Annotated in this window: 22 protein-coding genes and 1 tRNA gene; 14 read left to right on the top strand and 9 right to left on the bottom strand. The window is 67.8% G+C overall.

The annotated features are described in order from the left end of the window. Positions 1 to 15: 15 nt before the first annotated feature. The 4 genes from ACG0Z3_RS07615 to ACG0Z3_RS07600 all read right to left on the bottom strand — a co-directional run bounded on the left by ACG0Z3_RS07615 (position 16) and on the right by ACG0Z3_RS07600 (position 3,349). Positions 16 to 678, bottom strand: a complete 663-nt coding sequence (locus ACG0Z3_RS07615; RefSeq protein WP_394396682.1) for a PEP-CTERM sorting domain-containing protein — start codon at positions 676 to 678, stop codon at positions 16 to 18. A gap of 70 nt (positions 679 to 748) precedes the next feature. Beyond that, entirely contained in the window at positions 749 to 1,837 is a 1,089-nt protein-coding gene (locus tag ACG0Z3_RS07610; RefSeq protein WP_394396681.1) for a protein-glutamate methylesterase/protein-glutamine glutaminase, read from the bottom strand. A gap of 12 nt (positions 1,838 to 1,849) precedes the next feature. Continuing rightward, a complete protein-coding gene (gene cheD / locus ACG0Z3_RS07605) occupies positions 1,850 to 2,509 on the bottom strand; it encodes a chemoreceptor glutamine deamidase CheD (RefSeq protein WP_394396680.1) in 660 nt (219 codons plus the stop codon). A 3-nt stretch (positions 2,510 to 2,512) separates the two neighbouring features. Continuing rightward, on the bottom strand, positions 2,513 to 3,349 hold the full coding sequence (locus ACG0Z3_RS07600) for a CheR family methyltransferase (RefSeq protein ID WP_394396679.1): 837 nt from the start codon (positions 3,347 to 3,349) through the stop codon (positions 2,513 to 2,515). Positions 3,350 to 3,587: 238 nt separating this feature from the next. Between ACG0Z3_RS07600 and ACG0Z3_RS07595 the strand changes: the two genes are divergently transcribed. Genes ACG0Z3_RS07595 through ACG0Z3_RS07585 form a run of 3 tightly spaced genes read left to right on the top strand, consistent with a single transcriptional unit; the run spans position 3,588 to position 5,480 of the window. Continuing rightward, positions 3,588 to 4,298 carry a GGDEF domain-containing protein gene (locus tag ACG0Z3_RS07595; protein ID WP_394396678.1) on the top strand — a complete coding sequence of 237 codons (711 nt, stop codon included), beginning with the start codon at positions 3,588 to 3,590 and terminating at the stop codon, positions 4,296 to 4,298. Continuing rightward, entirely contained in the window at positions 4,295 to 5,092 is a 798-nt protein-coding gene (locus tag ACG0Z3_RS07590; protein WP_394396677.1) for a MinD/ParA family protein, read from the top strand. The genes ACG0Z3_RS07595 and ACG0Z3_RS07590 overlap by 4 nt, the downstream gene beginning before the upstream one ends. After that, positions 5,085 to 5,480, top strand: a complete 396-nt coding sequence (locus tag ACG0Z3_RS07585; RefSeq protein ID WP_394396676.1) for a group II truncated hemoglobin — start codon at positions 5,085 to 5,087, stop codon at positions 5,478 to 5,480. Before ACG0Z3_RS07590 ends, ACG0Z3_RS07585 begins: the two co-directional genes overlap by 8 nt. 45 nt (positions 5,481 to 5,525) lie before the next feature. On the opposite strand, the gene ACG0Z3_RS07580 is transcribed toward ACG0Z3_RS07585, so the two are convergent. From ACG0Z3_RS07580 to radC, 3 genes are all read right to left on the bottom strand, one after another. After that, positions 5,526 to 6,182: a hypothetical protein gene (locus tag ACG0Z3_RS07580; RefSeq protein ID WP_394396675.1), complete on the bottom strand. Its 657-nt coding sequence runs from the start codon at positions 6,180 to 6,182 to the stop codon at positions 5,526 to 5,528. 152 nt (positions 6,183 to 6,334) lie between these two features. Beyond that, positions 6,335 to 6,979 carry a Smr/MutS family protein gene (locus ACG0Z3_RS07575; protein WP_394396674.1) on the bottom strand — a complete coding sequence of 215 codons (645 nt, stop codon included), beginning with the start codon at positions 6,977 to 6,979 and terminating at the stop codon, positions 6,335 to 6,337. Then, positions 6,976 to 7,650 carry a RadC family protein gene (radC, locus tag ACG0Z3_RS07570; RefSeq protein WP_394396673.1) on the bottom strand — a complete coding sequence of 225 codons (675 nt, stop codon included), beginning with the start codon at positions 7,648 to 7,650 and terminating at the stop codon, positions 6,976 to 6,978. Before radC ends, ACG0Z3_RS07575 begins: the two co-directional genes overlap by 4 nt. 39 nt (positions 7,651 to 7,689) lie before the next feature. Here radC and ACG0Z3_RS07565 point away from each other — a divergent pair, with 39 nt between their 5' ends. The 8 genes from ACG0Z3_RS07565 to ACG0Z3_RS07530 all read left to right on the top strand — a co-directional run bounded on the left by ACG0Z3_RS07565 (position 7,690) and on the right by ACG0Z3_RS07530 (position 12,674). Then, a complete protein-coding gene (locus tag ACG0Z3_RS07565) occupies positions 7,690 to 8,133 on the top strand; it encodes an FKBP-type peptidyl-prolyl cis-trans isomerase (RefSeq protein WP_394396672.1) in 444 nt (147 codons plus the stop codon). Next, positions 8,133 to 9,110, top strand: coding sequence for a 4-hydroxy-3-methylbut-2-enyl diphosphate reductase (ispH, locus tag ACG0Z3_RS07560; protein ID WP_394396671.1), 978 nt, complete (start codon positions 8,133 to 8,135; stop codon positions 9,108 to 9,110). Before ACG0Z3_RS07565 ends, ispH begins: the two co-directional genes overlap by 1 nt. 71 nt (positions 9,111 to 9,181) lie before the next feature. Continuing rightward, complete coding sequence (serS, locus tag ACG0Z3_RS07555; RefSeq protein WP_394396670.1) at positions 9,182 to 10,477, top strand: serine--tRNA ligase; 1,296 nt, start codon at positions 9,182 to 9,184, stop codon at positions 10,475 to 10,477. 62 nt (positions 10,478 to 10,539) lie between these two features. Continuing rightward, positions 10,540 to 10,628 (top strand) — tRNA-Ser (locus ACG0Z3_RS07550). Between the two features lie 537 nt (positions 10,629 to 11,165). Beyond that, positions 11,166 to 11,330: a hypothetical protein gene (locus ACG0Z3_RS07545; RefSeq protein ID WP_394396669.1), complete on the top strand. Its 165-nt coding sequence runs from the start codon at positions 11,166 to 11,168 to the stop codon at positions 11,328 to 11,330. Next, on the top strand, positions 11,327 to 11,542 hold the full coding sequence (locus tag ACG0Z3_RS07540) for a hypothetical protein (RefSeq protein ID WP_394396668.1): 216 nt from the start codon (positions 11,327 to 11,329) through the stop codon (positions 11,540 to 11,542). The genes ACG0Z3_RS07545 and ACG0Z3_RS07540 overlap by 4 nt, the downstream gene beginning before the upstream one ends. Continuing rightward, the gene (locus tag ACG0Z3_RS07535; protein WP_394396667.1) at positions 11,542 to 11,832 is read left to right on the top strand and encodes a hypothetical protein; all 291 of its coding nucleotides are present in this window, start codon (positions 11,542 to 11,544) and stop codon (positions 11,830 to 11,832) included. The genes ACG0Z3_RS07540 and ACG0Z3_RS07535 overlap by 1 nt, the downstream gene beginning before the upstream one ends. Beyond that, complete coding sequence (locus ACG0Z3_RS07530) at positions 11,829 to 12,674, top strand: hypothetical protein (RefSeq protein WP_394396666.1); 846 nt, start codon at positions 11,829 to 11,831, stop codon at positions 12,672 to 12,674. Before ACG0Z3_RS07535 ends, ACG0Z3_RS07530 begins: the two co-directional genes overlap by 4 nt. Positions 12,675 to 12,815: 141 nt before the next feature. On the opposite strand, the gene ACG0Z3_RS07525 is transcribed toward ACG0Z3_RS07530, so the two are convergent. Both ACG0Z3_RS07525 and ACG0Z3_RS07520 read right to left on the bottom strand, forming a co-directional pair. Next, positions 12,816 to 13,217: a type II toxin-antitoxin system VapC family toxin gene (locus ACG0Z3_RS07525; protein WP_394396665.1), complete on the bottom strand. Its 402-nt coding sequence runs from the start codon at positions 13,215 to 13,217 to the stop codon at positions 12,816 to 12,818. After that, positions 13,214 to 13,411 carry a hypothetical protein gene (locus ACG0Z3_RS07520; RefSeq protein ID WP_394396664.1) on the bottom strand — a complete coding sequence of 66 codons (198 nt, stop codon included), beginning with the start codon at positions 13,409 to 13,411 and terminating at the stop codon, positions 13,214 to 13,216. The genes ACG0Z3_RS07525 and ACG0Z3_RS07520 overlap by 4 nt, the downstream gene beginning before the upstream one ends. A gap of 291 nt (positions 13,412 to 13,702) precedes the next feature. Here ACG0Z3_RS07520 and ACG0Z3_RS07515 point away from each other — a divergent pair, with 291 nt between their 5' ends. The 3 genes from ACG0Z3_RS07515 to ACG0Z3_RS07505 are packed head-to-tail and all read left to right on the top strand — an operon-like array spanning position 13,703 to position 14,876. After that, on the top strand, positions 13,703 to 14,011 hold the full coding sequence (locus ACG0Z3_RS07515) for a hypothetical protein (protein WP_394396663.1): 309 nt from the start codon (positions 13,703 to 13,705) through the stop codon (positions 14,009 to 14,011). A 2-nt stretch (positions 14,012 to 14,013) separates the two neighbouring features. After that, entirely contained in the window at positions 14,014 to 14,367 is a 354-nt protein-coding gene (locus ACG0Z3_RS07510) for a hypothetical protein (RefSeq protein WP_394396662.1), read from the top strand. A 2-nt stretch (positions 14,368 to 14,369) separates the two neighbouring features. Then, the gene (locus ACG0Z3_RS07505) at positions 14,370 to 14,876 is read left to right on the top strand and encodes a hypothetical protein (protein ID WP_394396661.1); all 507 of its coding nucleotides are present in this window, start codon (positions 14,370 to 14,372) and stop codon (positions 14,874 to 14,876) included. Positions 14,877 to 14,883 lie beyond the last annotated feature (7 nt).

Here is a 14,883-nt window from a genome sequence, read left to right as displayed (position 1 = left end):
GCCACTCTGTCGCGATCAGCGTGCGCGACGCGACCGGGCGGCGATGCCCGCCACGCCCAGGCCGGCCAGCATCAGCCAGGCCGCCGCAGGCTCGGGCACGGCGCTGACGTAGACCTTGTCCAGGCCATAGGCCTCGTCCACGCCCGTGACCGTCAGCGTGACCTGCGTGAATGCCTGGTTCTGCGTGACGCCGACGAAGCGCTGTTGCCCGTTGCTCACGGTTGGCGGAAACGTGGCGACCACCAGCCCGCTGGCGAAGACGCCGTTGTTGGTTTGCACGCGGATCTGTCCGCTGGTTTCGCCGAGGTCGCTCAAATACAGGCCGAAGCTCGTGCTGGGCGCCGCTAGCGTGAAGCTGATGCTGCCGGGTGCCAGGTTCTGCAGGTAGATCGACACGTACTGGCTGCCGTCGACCGCCGCAGCGCCGAAGCCGTCGGACGGGGCGTTGGCGCTGGTCTGGATGCCCATGGGCGCCGCGGCCGTGCTGAGGGTGAACGTCGACGTGACGATGGGCGCCAGGGTGCGATCCCGGCCTGCCAGCGTCTCGAAGCTCTCGATCACCGTGGCGCCGGCTGCTGCGACAAAGGCCTGTTCGGTGCTGAACGACGCATCGGCCGCGTGCGCAGCGCCCGCGCTGAGCAAGGCGAGCGCGGTGGAGGTGGAAAGGGGCAGCTTCATGAACAGGGCTCCGTGGCGAAGCGCGCACCGTAACCCAGCCCGCGCGCGCCTGGCGCCATCGAACTAGGGATCAGACGCGGTTCAGCGACATGCCCGACGTGGCCCGCAGACGTTCCAGCACCTTGCCGGCGATCTGGTTGAGCGGCAGCACCTCGTCGGCTGCGCCGGCCGCGATGGCCTCGCGCGGCATGCCGAAGACGACGCAGCTGGCCTCGTCCTGGCAGTAGTTGTAGGAGCCGGCGTCTTTCATGACCTTCATGGCGCGGGCGCCATCGGCGCCCATGCCGGTCAGCATGATGCCGATGGCGTTCTGGCCCACCACGCGCGCTGCCGACAGGAACAGCGCCTCGACCGACGGCTTGTGGCGGTTGATGGGGTCGCCGTCCTGCACGCGGGCGATGTAGTTGGCGCCGCTGCGCTCCACGGTCAGGTGCAGGCCGCCAGGGGCGATGTAGCCGTGGCCGGGCAGGATGCGCTCGCCGTCCTGCGCTTCCTTCACGCGGATCTTGCACAGACCGTCCAGCCGCGCCGCATAGCTCTTGGTGAAGCCCGGTGGCATGTGCTGGGTGATGACGACGGCGGGACTGTCCGCCGGCAGATTGACCAGCACGTCCTTGGTGGCCTCGGTGCCGCCGGTGGAGGCGCCGATGAAGATGAGCTTCTCGGTTGACGCGCGGCCCAGGCTGGCCATCGTGACCGGCTTGGCTGGCGCGGGCGCCGCTGACCCGGCGGCGGGCGGAGGCGGCGCACGGCGGATGTGGGCCTTGGCGGCGATACGGATCTTGTCGGTGATGTCCTGCGCGAGCAGGCGGATGCCGTCGGCCACGCCGATCTTGGGCTTGGCGACGAAGTCCACCGCGCCGAGCTCCAGGGCCTTCAGTGTGACCTCGGCGCCACGCTCGGTCAGCGTGGACACCATCACCACCGGCATGGGGCGCAGCCGCATCAGGCGCGACAGGAAGTCCAACCCGTCCATGCGCGGCATTTCCACGTCCAGCGTGATGACGTCCGGGTTGAGGTTGCGGATCATCTCGCGCGCCAGCAGCGGATCGGCGGCCGCGCCGATGCATTCCATGTCCGTCTGGCGGTTGATGATTTCGGTGAGGATGGAGCGCACGAGCGCCGAGTCGTCCACCACCACGACCGTGGTCTTGGCCATGGGTTTCTCTCCTTAGAACAGGTCGATGGAGCCGCCGCCATTGGCGACGGGCTGCACTTTTTGGATTGCTGCCTTGTCCTGTTGGACCAGTGCATCAGTATTGGTCGGTGCCAGGCGCTTCACCATGGCCTTGCCACTGGCCGGCAGGAAGCAGACCTTGCGCGGATAGACGTCCATCACGTCCTTGGACACGATGGGGATGCGTTCCAGCTTGAGGAAGTCGATGACGAAGTTGGTATTGCGCTCGCCGACGTTGATCGAGTTCATGCCCGAGATCACAGCGCCGCCGCCGAAGATCTTGGCCTCCATGCGCGACTTGGCCGCACCGCGCTTCATCATCTCGTTGATCAGCAACTCCATCGCGAACGACCCGTAGCGGCCGGAGTCACCATTGCCCTCGGGCAGCATGAAGTGGTTCATGCCCCCGACCTTGGCGACACGGTCCCACAGGCAGGCGGCGATGCAGGAGCCTAACGTGGTCATGACCAGCAGGTCTTCCTGATCGACGAAGTACTCGCCGGGCAGAATCTTGACCGCCGCGTTCTTGAAGTGGGCGTCGTAGAAAAAGAACGAGGCCTCGCCCTGCTTGCGCGGCTGAGCCTTGAGCTGATTGACTTTGGCGACTGCAGCGGGATTGCCAAGCGTCAAGGCGGAAGCGAGAGGCGTGCTCATGGATCAGACCCGTTCGTAAATCGTCTTGCCGCGCAGCTTGAACAGGTCGCGCGATTCGGTGAAGTTTTCGGAATGACCCACAAAGAGCAGGCCGCCCGGCCGCATGACGCGGTGAATGCGCTCCAGCACCTTGCGCTGGGTTGGTGCATCGAAATAGATCATGACGTTGCGGCAGAACACCATGTGGAATGGGTCGCCGAGCTGCCACTGCGCGTCCATCAGGTTCAGCGGGCGGAAGTCCACCCAACGCTGCAACTCGGGCTTGACGCGGATCTTGCCGGCATTGCCGCCCGTGCCGCGCATGAAGAAGTTCTTCAGCCGCGTGGCGTCCAGGCCGCGCGCGTCGGCGTTGTAGACGCCGCGCTTGGCGGCGGCCAGCACGTTGGTGTCGATGTCGCTGGCCACGAGTTGTACCGATGCCCCGTTACCCAGCGCCTCGCTGCACGTCATCAGAATGGAGTAGGGCTCCTCGCCGGTCGATGCCGCGCAACACCAGATGCGCACCTGCTTGCCCACGTAGGGCTTGAGATCGTCCTTCAGCGCGTGGAAGTGGTGGTCCTCGCGGAAGAAGGAGGTCAGGTTGGTGGTCAGGCAGTTCACGAACTCCTGCCATTCCGCTGCGGCGTTGGAGGCCTCCAGCCACTGCAGGTAGCTGGCGAAGCTGCGGTGCCCTGTCTCACGCAGCCGCCGTGACAGCCGGCTGTAGACCATTGCATGCTTGCCATCGTGCAGGCTGATGCCGGCGTGCTTGTAGATCAGCTCGCGCACACGGTCGAAGTCGGCCTTGCTGAAGCTGAACTCGTGGTCTTCGTTGCCTTGGGCGAGGTCGGGTGCGGGCATGTGGTGGTGGAGTACTTGTGAGCGCTCGCAGCAGATGGGGCGTATCAGGGCCATTCTGCACCGCAGCCCCGGCATCCCCGGGGTGGGTTCGACCCAGCATAGTGCAAACAGTCTGATGGAACGTGCCTGTTTCACGACCTGCTCCAGCGAGTGCCACTGCTAGACTGGCTCCGATCGCATCCGCGCTTCTTTTTGATCAACCAGCAACGCCTTGGAAAACTGCCCGCCCGTTCCTGCATTGATCGACGCCCGTGCGCTTGATCTGGGCCTGGCCCTGCAACTGCTGCAGCAAGCGGGCGCGGTGCTGCCGGATGAGACGCCGCGCAGCGCTGCCTGGCTGCAAGCTGTCGTGGATGCCTTGTGCGATCTTTCCAGCAAGGATGCGCTGAGTGGCCTTGTGAACCGCCGCAGCTTCGAGATGGCGCTGGCGCGTGAGGTGGATCGCGTGGCGCGCGCCGGCGAGCCGGCGCTGCTGCTGATGTTGGATATCGACCACTTCAAGGCGGTCAACGACGGTCATGGCCACCAGGCCGGCGACCAGGTGATCCGTGCCGTCGCGCAGGCCGTCATGCAGGCCGTGCGTCCCATGGACCTTGTGGCACGTGTGGGGGGCGAGGAATTTGCCATCATCCTGCCGAACTGCGCCACGCATGTGGGCCTGCTCGTTGCCGAGCGGGTGCGCGAGCGCGTCTCTGGGCTCAGCATCGAGGTCAGTCCCGGCCAGGTGCTGTGCGTTACCGTCAGTCTCGGTGGCGCATTCGCGCCGGCCTGGGTGCGTTCGTCACCATTGCTGTGGACGGAGCGGGCTGACCGCCAGCTCTACCGCGCCAAGGCTGAAGGCCGCAACCGCGCCTGCCTGGAACCTCAGGTCGAATCTCTGGTCAGTGCCGAAGAAAAGGGCATGTTGTTCGCCTCTCCGATTCTTGAAATGCAACAGGACCTGCCATGAGCACGAACACCGATCCTGCTGCTGCGCGCCCGCCGCGCGCCGGTGCCCGTACCCTGGCCGTCACCAGCGGCAAGGGCGGCGTGGGCAAGACCTTCGTCACCGCCAACCTGGCGGCGGCGCTGGCCGCGCGCGGCCAGAAGGTGCTGGTGCTGGATGCCGACCTCGGCCTGGCCAACCTCGACGTGGTGCTGAACCTGCACCCCAAGCTCACTCTGCACGACGTCTTCACCGAGAAGGCCACGCTGGAGCAGGCCATCCTGCCCGCGCCTGGTGGCTTCAGTGTGTTGCTGGCTGGCTCCGGCATGGTGGAGTACTCGCGCCTCACGCCCGAGGTGCGCGACAAGCTGCTGCACATCATCGACCTCGTGAAGCCGCGCTTCGACTGGGTGCTGCTGGACACCGGCGCGGGCATTTCCGACGTGGTGCTGTTCGCGATCTCCCTGGCGGCGGACGTCCTTGTCGTCGCCACGCCCGAGCCCACGTCCCTCACGGATGCCTACGCCACCATCAAGGTGCTTGCCACCCAGCAGGAGCGCCGCCATGTGGGCCTGCTGGTCAACCAGGCCAACCGCGTGGGCGAGGGCAAGCTGATCTGCAGCCAGCTGCAGCAGGTGCTGCAGCGCTTCGTGGGGCCGGCGCCCGGCACGGGCTTCCGGCTGGAGTTGCTGGGCGAGGTGCGTGCCGATCCGGCCGTGCGCCAGGCGGTACTCAAGCGCCAGCTGATGCTCGAGAACTACCCGGGCTGCGACGCTGCGCAGGCCATCAAGGCCCTGGCCACCAAGCTCCTTGGCTGACGCGCAACCGACCACGGCGTTCGACTGGCTGGGCGGCGAAGGCCGCGTGCGCGAGCTCGTCGATCGTTTCTACGACCTGATGGAGCTGGAGCCTGGCTACGCGAGGTTGCGCGCGGCGCACGTCGATTCGCTGGACACGGCGCGCGACAAGCTGTTTTGGTTCCTGTGCGGCTGGCTGGGCGGCCCCGATCACTACATCAGCCGCTTCGGCCACCCGCGGCTGCGGGCGCGCCACCTGCCGTTCCGCATCGGCATCGCCGAGCGGGATGAATGGGTCGCGTGCATGGGCCAGGCCATGCAGGAGATCGGTGTGGACCCCGCCTTGCGTGAACGCCTGGCGGAGTCCTTCGCCGGCACGGCGGACTGGATGCGCAACGTCGGCGGCTGAGGCGCCGCGACGCCACCGACGCCGGGCCGGGGACGGCTGTCGGATTCAGTCGACGCGGAAGGCGAAGTCCTGCTGGAACATCGCGTCGCCCTGGCACGCATAGCCGGCCAGCGCCGATTCCACCGACCGCTGCAGTGCGCGCCGCGTCTTGCCGTCGGGTGCGCCCTGCGTCACGCGCACATCGGCGCCGACGACGCGACCGCCACGCACGGTGGCGATGACCTGCAGCACCGCCTCGCCGCTCCAGCTGACCGCCGGCACCTCCGGCCTGGGCATCACGGAGCAGACCGCCCCGGGCGCCTGCACCTGGGGCCCGGCAACGGCCGGCTGGGCAGGGGCCCGGCCTTGTGCAGGCATGGGGCGTGCAGGTGTCGGGGTGGCCTCCGCAGGCGCCACGACGACGCTGGGCGCGGCCGACTCCTGCGGCGCGACGATGTCGACCACCGGCGGTTGCACCTGGATCACGTGCAGGTCGCGCAGCAGCGGCTGGTCGGCGCGCAGCGGCTCGGGCCTGGGCAGTTCGGGCGGTGTCTCGGGCGGCAGCGGCCTCAGCACGATGTTGCCGGGCGGCTTGGGCTCAGGACGCACGAGGCCTGCGCTCAGCGCATAGATGCCGGCCAGGTGCAGCGTCAGCACCAGTCCGATGCCCAGGTAACTCCTGGGCTGCGGCGCACGGTGGGTCTGGGCATGGGATGGGCTCATGGACTCTCCTCTCGACGGTGGGGGAACCAGCGGTCGCGCTCGCGGCGGCAGGTGCCCAGGCTACTGCGGCCTAACGGCGCGGGTCAATGGCATCGCGCCCCGTGTCGGCCGCGCAACGTGACGTGGTGGCGGGCCCGTGCGTCAGTGCTGTGTCAGGCGCTGCCCGACAGCAGCACGATGAGAGCGCCCGCGCCGCCATCGCAGGCGCGCGCCTGAACGAAGGCCAGTACCTCGTTCTTCTGCACCAGCCAGCGCCGCACGCGGCCCTTGAGCACCGGCTCGCGCCCAGGCGAGCCGTGGCCCTTGCCATGCACGACGCGCACGCAGCGCAGGCCGCGACGCGCCGAGTCATGGATGAAGAGACTCAGCGCCTCGCGCGCGCCGTCGCGCCTCAGGCCGTGCAGGTCCAGCTGCGCCTGCAGTGCCCAGTGGCCGCGGCGCAGCTTGCGCACCACCTCCAGACTGATGCCCTCGCGGCGGAAGGACAGCGTCTCGTCGGTCTCCAGCAGGCTCTCGATGTCGATCTCGTCCGACAGTGCCTGCAGCAGCACCGCGCGCTCGTCGGCCTCGCGCTGGCGCGGTTCGGGGGCGGGTTGCGCCAGGTCGTGCATCACGCGGTCCATGCGGCGCAGCGGCGTCACCGGCCCGACGCTGAGCTCGAAGACGCGGCGCTCCTGCTCGGCCAGCCGCAGCGCGGCCGCCACGCGCTCGCGCTCGGCTTCGGCGGCCAGGCGCGCGGCGGCCAGCTCGCTGGCCAGCGGTTTCAGGTCGGCCAGGCTGCGGGCGATGCGGCTCACAGCAGGCCCCGCTCGGCAAACGACATCACCCCACCGGCGCCCACGATGAAGTGATCCACGACGCGCACGTCCACCAAGGCGAGCGCCTGCGCGAGGTGGCGCGTCAGCGATTCGTCGGCGCGCGATGGCTCGGCCACGCCGCTGGGGTGGTTGTGCGCCAGCACCACGGCGGCCGCGCTCAGCGCCAGCGCGCGCTTGACGACCTCGCGCGGGTGTACGGTCGTGGCCGTCAGCGTGCCGTGGAACAGCGTCTCCATCGCAATGAGGCGAAGCTGCGCGTCAAGGAACAGCACGGCGAACACTTCCTGTCCCAGCCCGCTCAGGTGCAGGCGCAGGTAGGTCTTCACGGTGTCCACGTCGTTCATCGCCGGCTTCTCGGCCAGGCGCTGGTTCAGCGAGCGCCTCGTGATCTCCAGCACCGCGGCGATCTCCGCCCGCTTGGCGGGCCCCAGGCCCTTGACCTTGCCCAGGTCCTGCACGCTGGCCGCCAGCAGCCCGGCCCAGCCACCGAAGCGGTCCAGCAGGCTCTGCGCCAGCTGCAGCACGGGCATGCCCTTCAGGCCCGTGCGCAGCAGCAGCGCCAGCAGTTCGGCGTCCGCCAGCGCCTGTGGCCCACGGGCGAGCAGCTTCTCGCGCGGGCGGGCATCGGGGGGCAGGTGGGTCAGCGACATAAAATCAGCCTCAGTCTAGCCAAGCGTCTCCTCTCTCGCATGAACCCCATCCAGGCTGGGTCCTTCCTGACCCTGCATTACCGGCTCACGGGCCCGGACGGTGCTGACATCGTCAACACCTTCGACGACAAGCCCGCCACGTTGTCGCTCGGCGCCGGCCAACTGGCGCCCGCCATCGAGGCGCGCCTGATCGGCCTGCCGGAGGGCGCGCACGAGACCTTCCAGCTCGCCGCCGGCGAAGCCTTCGGTGAGCGCAACCCCGAGCTGCTGCAGCGCGTAAAGCTCACGCTGCTGCGCCAACTAGGCGACCCGGACGAGGTCTACAGCGTTGGCGACGTCGTGCAGTTCCCTGGCCCGGATGGGCAGGGCGGCTATGCCGGCGTCGTGCGCGAACTGGGCGACGAGTCGCTGCTGTTCGACTTCAACCACCCGCTCGCCGGCCAGCCGGTGAGCTTCGAAGTGCAAGTGATCGGGGTGCTGTGATGAACGCCGTCGTGCAACCCCAGGAAGTGCTGCTGGCCGAGCCGCGTGGCTTCTGCGCCGGCGTGGACCGGGCCATCGAGATCGTCGAGCGGGCGCTGGTCAAGTTCGGCGCGCCCATCTACGTGCGTCACGAGATCGTGCACAACACCTACGTGGTCAACGACCTGAAGTCGCGCGGCGCCATCTTCATCGAGGACCTGGCCGAGGTGCCGGCTGGCGCGACGCTCGTCTTCAGCGCCCACGGCGTCAGCCAGGAGGTGCGCCGCGAGGCCACCGCGCGCGGCTTCCAGATCTTCGACGCGACCTGCCCGCTGGTCACCAAGGTCCACGTCGAGGTGGCCAAGCTGCACCGCGAGGGCTTCGAGTTCATCATGATCGGCCACAAGGGCCACCCTGAGGTCGAGGGCACGATGGGCCAGCTGTCCGACGGCATCTTTTTGGTGGAGGAGGTCGAGGACGTCGCCAAGGTCACCGTCAAGGACCAGACCAAGCTGGCCGTCGTCACGCAGACCACGCTCAGCGTCGACGACGCGGCCGAGATCCTGGCCGAGGTCAAGCGCGTGTTCCCGCAGGTGCGCGAGCCCAAGCAGCAGGACATCTGCTACGCCACGCAGAACCGCCAGGATGCCGTCAAGGTGCTGGCGCCGCAGGTGGACGTCGTCATCGTTGTCGGGAGCCCCACCAGTTCCAACAGCAACCGCCTGCGCGAGCTGGCCGAGCGGCTGGGCACGCCGGGCTACATGGTCGACGCCGCCGAGGACCTGAAGGCCGAATGGCTGGAGGGGCGGGCGCGTGTGGGCTTGACTGCCGGCGCCTCGGCACCCGACGTGCTGGTGCAGGCCGTCATCGACCGCCTGCGCGCCTTGGGCGCAACCACCGTGCGCAGCCTGCCGGGCGTGGAGGAGCATGTGCGCTTCCCGCTGCCCATGGGCCTGGGCGACAAGTCCATGGCCGAGGTCAGCGCGTCTCGATCTTGAAGCCGGTGCCTCACTGCATCCGGCGGCGCCTGACATCGGCGCCGCTTTCGTATTCGACTTGAAGGACACCCATGCTTGACATCACCCAACTGCGCAAGGAGCTCGACACCGTCATCGAGCGGCTGAACGCGCGCAAGAACCCGCAGCCCTATCTGGACGTGGAGCGCTTCAAGGCGCTGGAGGCCGAGCGCAAGGGCGTGCAGACCCGCACCGAGGAGTTGCAGGCTCGCCGCAACGCGCTGTCCAAGCAGATCGGCATGGCCAAGGGCAAGGGCGAGGACGCCTCGGCGCTGATGGCCGAGGTCGGTGGTATCGCCGACGAGCTGAAGGCCGGCGCCGAGCGTCTGGAGGCCATCCAGGTCGAGCTGAACACGCTGCTGATGAGCGTGCCCAACCTGCCCGACGCCTCGGTGCCCACTGGTGCCGACGAGGCGGGTAACGTCGAAGTGCGCCGCTGGGGCACGCCGCGCACGTTCGATTTCGACGTCAAGGATCACGTGGATCTCGGCGCCCCGCTGGGCCTGGACTTCGAGACCGGCGCCAAGCTGTCCGGCTCGCGCTTCACCTTCCTGAAGGGGGGCGTGGCGCGCCTGCACCGTGCGCTTGCGCAGTTCATGCTGGACGTGCAAACCACCGAGCACGGCTACATCGAGTGCTACACGCCTTACATCGTCAACCGCGAGATCCTGGAGGGCACGGGCCAGTTGCCCAAGTTCAAGGAAGACATGTTCTGGGTGCTGCGCGGCGGCGACGACGAGCAGGTGGAGCAGTACCTGATCTCCACGTCGGAGATCTCGCTGACCAACACCGTGCGCGAGAGCGTGCTGAAGGCCGAGGAGCTGCCCGTGAAGCTGACGGCGCACAGCCCCTGCTTCCGCTCGGAAGCCGGCTCCGCCGGCCGCGACACGCGCGGCCTGATTCGCCAGCACCAGTTCGACAAGGTGGAGATGGTGCGCATCGAGCAGCCCGAGCACAGCATGGCCGCGCTGGAAGAGATGACTCAGCATGCCGAGGCCATCCTGCAGAAGCTGGGGCTGCCGTACCGCACCATGCTGCTGTGCACCGGCGACATGGGCTTCGGCGCGACCAAGACCTACGACTTGGAAGTCTGGGTGCCGGCGCAGCAGACCTACCGCGAGATCAGCTCCTGCTCGAACATGGGTGCCTTCCAGGCGCGGCGCATGCAAGCGCGCTTCAAGAACTCGCAGGGCAAGAACGAGTTCGTGCACACGCTCAACGGCTCCGGCCTGGCCGTGGGCCGCACGCTGGTGGCCGTGCTGGAGAACTACCAAAACGCCGACGGCAGCATCACCGTACCCGAGGCGCTGCGCCCCTACATGGGCGGCATGGAGGTGTTGCGCGGCTGATTTGTAGCCGGGGTGAAAAGCTGGCTATAATGGTCGGCTTCGCACCAACGCGCACCGAATCAGGAGAGGTGGCAGAGTGGTCGAATGTACCTGACTCGAAATCAGGCGTACGGTTTCCGTACCGAGGGTTCGAATCCCTCCCTCTCCGCCAACATGACGCCCCGCCTTGCGCGGGGCGTTTTCTTTGGTGCTTCAGCCGTCAACTGCTCGACGAGAGCCGCCACGCCGCCACGCTCAACCAGCGTGGTTTTCTTGGACATGGCGGCTAGCGTTTTTGGTACCCATTCCAGAAGCGCCGCCTTCAGTTCTGGGTCTTTCTCGCGCTCAGCACGGGCGACGGAGACAACCTCGCCGACGTGGATGTCAAGAACCGCTGCGATCTTCATCGCAAGCGGATCACTCATGTTGCCGTAGCGCGCCTGAGCTACCAGCGAGCCGCTGACGCCCAGAAGCTCACCCAACTGCCTATCGCTCATGCCCTCATCGCCAAGCTGTGCCTTGGCTCGGGTGATGTAGTCGGAAGACCTGAACATCAACACTCCTTTTGGTTTTCCAGAAGTTTAGTGATTTGCTGCAAATTCGACTATGCTCGCAATGAATCGTTGCAAGACGGGAGAGCGAATTGAAGCAGCAGATGCCAACGCAAACCATCCCCTGCCGGCTGACACAGCCGGCCGGGACTTCGTGCATGTTGTGGATGGTTGAGGCCAGTGTGCAGCGCACCGGCTACTGCCACAAGTGGAGCGGCCAGGCGGCCAACAGCGAAGACGCCAAGGCGCAGGCCATGGAAAGCGCCCGCCGCGCCTGGCCGGGCTTCTCCTTCGTCGTCCGCTCAGTGGTGCAGGTCGCATGAGGGCCGCCACCGTTCGCCCCGGCATGCGCGATGCCGGCCGCACCTCCGAGGAATACGCGATCTACGGCATGAGCCGCGCGGCCTGGCTTATGCAGCGCGACCTGGCCGACTGGGATTTTTCTAAGGCCAATGGCCTGTCATCGCTTTTCTGCGACGAGTACGAAAGCGCCGTTCGCTACCAAGCGCGGCAGCTCATCGCGAAGGGCTGCTGATGCGCTGCGCCCACGACACCGCGACGCTGCCGCTCGCCGGCGTGCCCGTGCTGCCGGCCGAGCGCCTGCAGCTTGAGCTTCCCGAGGTTCCGGCCAGGCCCGTGAAGGCCCCCAGGACGACCCAGGCCGAGCGCATCACGCGCATGGCCTATGAAGGCCCCAAAGAGCGCCCGCGCTGCGAGACATGCGCGCATTGCGACCTGGCCGACGTGGCGCACCTGATCCGCTGCGAGCTGGGCGACTTCCCCGTGCTGCGCGGTGGCATCTGCCGCGAGTGGTCGGCGGCGTGAAGCAGCTGACCCTTCGGGCCGTCAAGGCCGCGCGCCAGACCGGCGCCTTCCTGCTGATCCACGAACACGAAGCCGCAGTGCTGGACGCACTGCCGGGCTGGATGTGGCGCCTGTTCACCGTGCTGCTGCGCGCCAGCAACTACGACGACGGGCAGGGCGAGACCAGCTATTCCCACCTGTTGCGCGCCATGACGCCACTGCAGCCCCGCAGCGGCCCCCGCCACTTCGTGCCGGACGTGCAGGCCATTCGCAAGGCCGTGAAGCTGCTGGAAGACCGCCGCATCCTGGCCCGCGACAAGCGCCATTCCATCGACGAAGGGCGCCTGTTTTTCGTTGTGGCGCCCCGCTACGCTGTCGCTCGCCCTCAACCGAAACTCGAACAGGCAACTCGAACAGGCCGAAAAGCCAAAAAACCCAATGCTGATGCGGGTTCTGAGGCGATGCAGGCTGGAACTCGAACAGCGAACTCGAACAGCTCTCCAACAGGTAATTCATTCCATCTGGGAGAGGGGGAGTTGTCCACAAATTTCGGGCCTCAGCCACCGGTGGCGGACTCGCCGCCCGGCCCCATCGTGCTGGACGCGGATTCCGGAAATTTCGACCTGCCGCGCTGGAAGGGGTTGCCGCCCGAGGGGGGAAAAATTGGGCCCCCCAGGGGGCCAGACACTCGCCCCGCTGGCGCGGGGCACGCCCCCCCTGTCACGCTGACCACCAGAGCCATGCAGGCCAGGATGGCGAAGGCAGCAAGTGCCCCCCAGGGGGGGGGCAAGCAGACGCCCCCCGGGAGCCCGACGCGTCGGCGCCGTCGTCACGCATCCGCAGGCCCAGAAATACCGTCTTGAAGGTGGAAGGCGCGGAAAGCGGGAAGGCTTCGGCACCCGAGGGATGCCGCACAGAGTCGCAGGAAGGGCCCTAGACGCGAAAACGGCCAGGGCATGAGGCCCTGGCCGCAGTGGGGCGGGAAAAACGCCTCCTGGGGTGTTCTATCGCCAGTGCTCGACCCGCAGGCCCTTCACGCGGTCATAGTCGCTGTCTCGCGTGGCGAGGGTGAAATCCCATTCCAGCGCGGTGGCGGCGATCAGCGCATCCAGCGCGCCGATCTGCTTGCCGGCCTTGGCCGTGGCGCGCACGATGCCGGCGCCGCCGCTGGCGATGCTGTCGGTCACCAGCTCGTAGGTGATGAGGCCCTGGAATCGTTGCCACATGGCGCGGCGCTGCCGGATGTTGGGGCTGCCATCGAACAGGCCGGCTTCGAACTCGAATATCGTGATGGCGCTGACGTGGATCTGGCGTGGCTCGTACTGCTCCAGCCGCTCCATGCAGACTGCGTAGCCAGCGCCTCGTTCAATCAGCTCAATGACGACAGACGTATCGAGAAGAATCAAATCTTCAGCCGCTTGAACTTGTAGGGTCCGAGCTTGGCCAGCTCGCCGAGGGCGCGCACCATCTCAAACCCGGGCTTTCCCCGAGCATGCTCTATAGAGGCGTCAATGCGCGCAATCTCCTCAGGGGAGAGCTTGGCCGCCCGCTTCTTGGCGGGGGCCTTCTTGACTGCGGCGCGTGATTTGGAACCGACCATGGGTGAAATTCTATAGGGTTGAGGTGAGCGCCTCTATAGGCGATTCCATAGGCGCCGGCAAGATCAGCCGGGTTCGACCCTGACGGATCTACCGCGCGGAGTCCATGGGCGGCATCGTGCCGGCCCATGGAACCGCGCTCACTTCTCGCCCTCGCCCCGGCCTTCCTTCGTGGCCCCCTGACTGCCCTGCTTGACCGCCTGGACGCGGCCGAGCGCTGCATTGCAGAAATGCGGGCCGAGCTGGACGAGCTGAAACGCGGTTCCTGACCCCTCAACCTCAGGAGCTGCCCCATGAAATCCCAAACTTTGGCCCTGGTGGCCGCCGTCGCCGGCCTGATCGGCCAGGCCGCCGAGCTGCAGGCCGCAGGCGCCGTGCGCCCCGAGCATGAGACCAAGTGGGGCGCGCTGCGCGTCGGCCTGGAACAGCTCAACGACGCGGCCAAGGCCATCGACCAGGCCGCCGACCAGGCCGCGCCGCAGACCCCCGATGCTGCCGCGCTGGCCGACCTGGCCGCCAAGGTGGCGCACGTCGGCTACGTGCTGGAGCTGCACAGCACTTTGATCGATCGCCTGGCCGACCTGGCCGAAGCGAAAGCCTGACGATGGCCGGCAAGATCATCGGCCGCCACACCGCGCCCTGCGCGAGCTGTGACTTCACGGGCGTCCACGTCAAGCAGAACGACGGGAAGCTGCCCTACATGCACTGCCCCGAGTGCGGCCTGATGACGCCGGCCAAGAACGGCCAGCAGGCCGCGGGCCTGCTGCGCCACACCCGCGCTCAGAAGATCGACCAGGCGCCCGCCCCGGTGCCGGTGCCGCCGGTCGCTGACCGGCCGATCATCATCCCGCAAGACCCGGCCCCCGCCGCGATGGCGCCGGCCGAGCCTCCCACCCCTGCGCCCGCCGCACCGGCCCGCCGTGCGGGCTTGTGGGACTCGCTGATGCACAAGGCTTGAACATGCCCCCCGACCAACAACACGCGGCCCCCGAGGGCCTGCCGGCCGACCTGGCGGCCATCGCTGCCGCCGCTGATGCCGAGATTGCCGGCCAGGCCGCCGCACTGCCTGGCGCCGCGCCAGCCGAGCCCCCGCCCGACCAGGGCGCCGAGCTGGCCGCCATGCTGCAAATGGGCGTCGCCATGGCCTCGCCCGCGCTGCCCTTCCTGCCGGCCTGCTACACGCCCGAGGTATGCGGCCAGATCGGCACCGCCTTTGCGGCCGTGGCCGAGAAACACGGCTGGAACCTGTCCGCCGTGAAGTCCCCCGAGCTGGCGCTTGCCGTCGTCACGATCCCGCCCACCGTGGCGGCCGTGGGCATGGGCCGCGCGCACTTCGCCGAGCTGCGCGCCCGCCGTGAGGCCGCCGAGCGCGCGGCCCGCGCCGCGCCGGCACCGCAGGCCCTGCCTGGCCCCAACTTCGCCGATGACCGGCCGCACGCCGGCCAACGCCTGCAACCCCAGCAATGAGCCCCCA

It is taken from the genome of Pelomonas margarita, from assembly GCF_043555875.1.
In the GTDB taxonomy this organism is placed as follows: Bacteria; Pseudomonadota; Gammaproteobacteria; order Burkholderiales; family Burkholderiaceae_C; genus Pelomonas; species Pelomonas margarita.
Note: the sequence above shows the minus strand (reverse complement) of the source record. Positions and strands in the feature narration are given on the sequence as shown.

Coding starts and splice junctions, on each gene's coding strand:
- ACG0Z3_RS07580 (WP_394396675.1), bottom strand. CDS start 6,182: ATGAGCCCATCCCATGCCCAGACCCACCGTGCGCCGCAGCCCAGGAGT.
- cheD (WP_394396680.1), bottom strand. CDS start 2,509: ATGAGCACGCCTCTCGCTTCCGCCTTGACGCTTGGCAATCCCGCTGCA.
- ACG0Z3_RS07520 (WP_394396664.1), bottom strand. CDS start 13,411: ATGGTCGGTTCCAAATCACGCGCCGCAGTCAAGAAGGCCCCCGCCAAG.
- ACG0Z3_RS07565 (WP_394396672.1), top strand. CDS start 7,690: ATGAACCCCATCCAGGCTGGGTCCTTCCTGACCCTGCATTACCGGCTC.
- ACG0Z3_RS07535 (WP_394396667.1), top strand. CDS start 11,542: ATGCGCTGCGCCCACGACACCGCGACGCTGCCGCTCGCCGGCGTGCCC.
- ACG0Z3_RS07545 (WP_394396669.1), top strand. CDS start 11,166: ATGTTGTGGATGGTTGAGGCCAGTGTGCAGCGCACCGGCTACTGCCAC.
- ACG0Z3_RS07515 (WP_394396663.1), top strand. CDS start 13,703: ATGAAATCCCAAACTTTGGCCCTGGTGGCCGCCGTCGCCGGCCTGATC.
- ACG0Z3_RS07540 (WP_394396668.1), top strand. CDS start 11,327: ATGAGGGCCGCCACCGTTCGCCCCGGCATGCGCGATGCCGGCCGCACC.
- ACG0Z3_RS07510 (WP_394396662.1), top strand. CDS start 14,014: ATGGCCGGCAAGATCATCGGCCGCCACACCGCGCCCTGCGCGAGCTGT.
- serS (WP_394396670.1), top strand. CDS start 9,182: ATGCTTGACATCACCCAACTGCGCAAGGAGCTCGACACCGTCATCGAG.
- ACG0Z3_RS07600 (WP_394396679.1), bottom strand. CDS start 3,349: ATGCCCGCACCCGACCTCGCCCAAGGCAACGAAGACCACGAGTTCAGC.
- ispH (WP_394396671.1), top strand. CDS start 8,133: ATGAACGCCGTCGTGCAACCCCAGGAAGTGCTGCTGGCCGAGCCGCGT.
- radC (WP_394396673.1), bottom strand. CDS start 7,650: ATGTCGCTGACCCACCTGCCCCCCGATGCCCGCCCGCGCGAGAAGCTG.
- ACG0Z3_RS07505 (WP_394396661.1), top strand. CDS start 14,370: ATGCCCCCCGACCAACAACACGCGGCCCCCGAGGGCCTGCCGGCCGAC.
- ACG0Z3_RS07610 (WP_394396681.1), bottom strand. CDS start 1,837: ATGGCCAAGACCACGGTCGTGGTGGTGGACGACTCGGCGCTCGTGCGC.
- ACG0Z3_RS07615 (WP_394396682.1), bottom strand. CDS start 678: ATGAAGCTGCCCCTTTCCACCTCCACCGCGCTCGCCTTGCTCAGCGCG.
- ACG0Z3_RS07590 (WP_394396677.1), top strand. CDS start 4,295: ATGAGCACGAACACCGATCCTGCTGCTGCGCGCCCGCCGCGCGCCGGT.